We start from the raw sequence: 3,736 nt of genomic DNA, 5'->3' as shown, positions 1-3,736 counted from the left end.
CCGCCGGACGGATCCGGCGGGGGCTCCTCCGTGTGCGGTCAGAGGCGCTCGGGGGTGTGGATGCCGAGGAGGGACATGCCCCGGTGGAGGGTCCGGGCGGTGAGGTCGCAGAGGAAGAGGCGGTTCTCGACCTGGGCGGGGGTCTCGGCCTTGAGGACGGGGCACTCGGCGTAGAACGTCGTGTACAGCGAGGCCAGTTGGTAGAGGTAGCCGGCCAGCTTGTGCGGGGCGTACTCCGCGGCGACCTCGGTGAGGACGGCGCCGAAGGCGTCGAGGTGGAGGCCCAACGCCCGCTCGGCGGGGGCGAGTTCGAGCTCCGGGTGCGCGACGGGGGCCGCGTCCCCGGCCTTGCGCAGGATGGACCGGATCCGGGCGTGCGCGTACTGGATGTACACGCTGGTGTCGCCGGTGAGCGAGACCATCTGGTCGAGGTCGAACTTGTAGTCCCGCGCGGCCGACGTGGACAGGTCCGCGTACTTCACCGCGCCGATGCCGACCTGCGCGGCCCGCTCGGCGATCTCGTCCTCGTCAAGGTCCTGGGCCTTCTCCCGGACGACCGAGGACGCCCGCTCGATCGCCTCGTCGAGCAGGTCGACGAGCCGTACCGTCTCGCCCTCCCGGGTCTTGAACGGCTTGCCGTCCTGGCCGAGGACCGTGCCGAAGCCCAGCTGGTGGGCGGTGACCTCGTCGGTCAGCCAGCCGGCCCGCCGGGCGGTCTCGAAAACCATCTTGAAGTGCAGCGACTGCCGCACGTCGACGACGTAGAGGAGCGTGTCGGCCTTGAGGTTGCCGACCCGGTCCCGGATCGCGGAGAGGTCGGTGGCCGCGTAGCCGTAGCCGCCGTTGGTCTTCTTGACGATGAGCGGGGTCGGGTTGCCGTCCGGGCCCTTCACGTCGTCGAAGAAGACGCACAGCGCGCCCTCGGAGCGCACGGCGACGCCGGACTCCTCCAGGATCCGGCAGGTCTCCTCGAGCATGTCGTTGTAGCCGGACTCGCCGACGATGTCCGCGTCCTGGATGTCCATCTCGAGCTTGTCGAAGACGGAGAAGAAGTAGACCTTCGACTCGTCGACGAAGCGCTGCCACAGCGCGACCGACTCGGGGTCGCCGGCCTGGAGCTGGACCACCCGGTCCCGGCTGCGGGCCTTGAACTCCTCGTCGGAGTCGAACAGGGCCCGGGCGGCCTTGTAGATCCGGTTGAGGGAGGACATGGCCTCCTCGCCGGCCGCCTCCTCGGACTGCCCGGCGGCCGGGCTGTGGTCCAGCTCGTGCGGGTGCTCGGTGAGGTACTGGATGAGCATGCCGAACTGGGTGCCCCAGTCGCCGATGTGGTGCCGCCGGACGACGCTCTCGCCGGCGAACTCCATGATCTTCGCCATGGCGTCGCCGATCACCGCGGACCGCAGGTGGCCGACGTGCATCTCCTTGGCCACGTTCGGCTGCGCGTAGTCGATGACCGTGGTGCCGGCCGCCGGGTCCTTCGCGACGCCGAGCCGGTCGGCGTCGGCGGCCCGGGCGGCCAGGGTCTCGGTGATCGCCCGGTCGGTCAGGGTGATGTTGAGGAAGCCGGGTCCGGAGACCTCGATGTCCTTGACCAGCTCGTTCGCGGGCAGCGCGGCGAGCACGGTGGTGGCGAGCTCGCGCGGGTTGGCCTTGGCCTTCTTGGCGAGCGCCAGGATGCCGTTGGCCTGGAAGTCCGCCCGGTCGCTTCGGCGCAGCAGCGGGTCCGCGGGGCCGTCGGTGGCCTGGGCCGCCGTGAGGGCGTCCGCGAGGAGCTGCTGGAGCGTGGAGGCGAGGGACGTGACCGAGGCCATCAGCTGGCTGCCGTTTCCGTAGAGGGCTGGGTGATCGCCCCATTCTCCCATGCGGCGTCCATCCGTTTTCGCAACGCCGGAGGGACCTGGGAGGATGGAGGCTCCCTTGAGAGCTACCAGTGAGTGAGGACGTGCCGATCGTGGCTCAGAGCACCGAGACCGACTGGGTCTCCCGTTTCGCGGACGAGGTCATCGCCGAATCGGAGCGACGTGCCGCGGCCAAAGAGCCGTCCGACGCCGACGCCCCGCACGTGGTCGTCGTCGCCTCCGGCCTCTCCCCGTCGGGCCCGATCCACCTGGGCAACCTGCGCGAGGTCATGACCCCGCACCTGGTCGCGGACGAGGTCCGGCGGCGCGGGTACCGGGTCCGGCACCTGATCTCCTGGGACGACTACGACCGCTACCGCAAGGTGCCGAACGGCGTCGAGGGCGTCGACGCGTCCTGGTCGGAGCACATCGGCAAGCCGCTGACGGCCGTCCCCGCGCCCGCCGGGTCCGCGTACCCGAACTGGGCGGAGCACTTCAAGGCCGCGATGGTCGAGGCGCTGGACGCGATGGGCGTCACCTACGACCCGATCAGCCAGACCGAGCAGTACACCTCCGGCGCCTACCGCGAGCAGGTCCTGCACGCGATGCGCCACCGCGGCGACATCGACGCGATCCTGGCGCAGTACCGCACCAAGAAGGCCCCGAAGAAGGCCTCGCAGAAGCCGCTCGACGAGGCCGAGCTGGAGGCCGCCGAGGGCTCCGGCGCGGCCGCCGAGGACGACGGCAGCCAGGGCGCCGCCGGGTACTTCCCGTACAAGCCGTACTGCGGCGCCGAGGGCTGCGGCAAGGACTTCACCACGGTCACGGCGTACGACGACGGGACCACCGAGCTGACGTACACCTGCGACGTCTGCGGCTTCGGCGAGACCGTGCGGCTGAGCGAGTTCGACCGCGGGAAGCTGGTCTGGAAGGTCGACTGGCCGATGCGCTGGGCCTACGAGGGCGTCGTCTTCGAGCCGAGCGGCGTCGACCACTCCTCGCCCGGGTCGTCGTTCCAGGTCGGCGGGCAGATCGTCACCCTGTTCGGCGGGGAGCAGCCGATCGGGCCGATGTACGCGTTCGTCGGGATCAGCGGCATGGCGAAGATGTCGTCCAGCAAGGGCGGGGTCCCCACCCCGGGCGACGCGCTGAAGATCATGGAGCCGCAGCTCCTGCGCTGGCTCTACGCCCGCCGCCGTCCCAACCAGTCCTTCAAGATCGCCTTCGACCAGGAGATCCAGCGGCTCTACGACGAGTGGGACAAGCTGGAGGCCAAGGTCGCCGACGGCACCGTCCTGCCCGCCGACGCCTCCGCGCACCTGCGGGCCGTGGGCACGGCGGACGGCGAACTCCCGCGCACGCCGCGCCCGTTGCCCTACCGGACGCTCGCGTCGGTGGCCGACATCACCGCCGGGGCGGAGGACCAGACGCTGCGGATCCTCGCCGAACTGGACCCGGAGCGGCCCGTCACCTCGCTCGACGAGGTGCGGCCGCGTCTGGACCGCGCGGAGGAGTGGATCACCACGCAGGTGCCGGCCGAGTCGCGGACGGTCGTCCGCGCGGAGCCCGACGCCGAGCTGCTCGGCTCGCTCGGCGAGCAGGACCGCGAGTCGCTGCGGCTGCTCGTCGAGGGCCTGGACACCCACTGGTCGCTCGACGGCCTGACCACGCTCGTCTACGGCGTGCCGAAGGTCCAGGCCGGTCTCGAGCCCGACGCCAAGCCGACGCCGGAGCTCAAGATCGCCCAGCGGACGTTCTTCGCGCTCCTGTACAACCTGCTCGTCGGCCGCGACACCGGCCCCCGCCTGCCCACGCTGCTCCTCGCGGTGGGAGCGGACCGCGTCCGCAAGCTGCTCGCGGTCTGAGCACGCGTAAGGGGCGGCCTCCCCAGAGGC

General features: G+C 71.1%; 2 protein-coding genes. One reads left to right on the top strand and one right to left on the bottom strand.

Annotated features, from left to right (window positions below):
* Positions 1–38: 38 nt before the first annotated feature.
* Positions 39–1,814: an arginine--tRNA ligase gene (argS, locus tag ACFWEG_RS28525; RefSeq protein WP_387220871.1), complete on the bottom strand. Its 1,776-nt coding sequence runs from the start codon at positions 1,812–1,814 to the stop codon at positions 39–41.
* 131 nt (positions 1,815–1,945) lie between these two features.
* On the opposite strand from argS, the gene lysS reads away from it, so the two are divergent.
* Positions 1,946–3,706: a lysine--tRNA ligase gene (lysS, locus tag ACFWEG_RS28520; RefSeq protein ID WP_387220869.1), complete on the top strand. Its 1,761-nt coding sequence runs from the start codon at positions 1,946–1,948 to the stop codon at positions 3,704–3,706.
* Positions 3,707–3,736: the final 30 nt, after the last annotated feature.

It is taken from the genome of Streptomyces sp. NPDC060194 (assembly GCF_042728285.1).
Taxonomy (GTDB): domain Bacteria; phylum Actinomycetota; class Actinomycetes; order Streptomycetales; family Streptomycetaceae; genus Streptomyces.
The sequence above is the reverse complement of the archived record's forward strand: the minus strand, read 5'-3'. Positions and strand labels throughout refer to the sequence as shown.

Coding starts and splice junctions, on each gene's coding strand:
- argS (WP_387220871.1), bottom strand. CDS start 1,814: ATGGCCTCGGTCACGTCCCTCGCCTCCACGCTCCAGCAGCTCCTCGCG.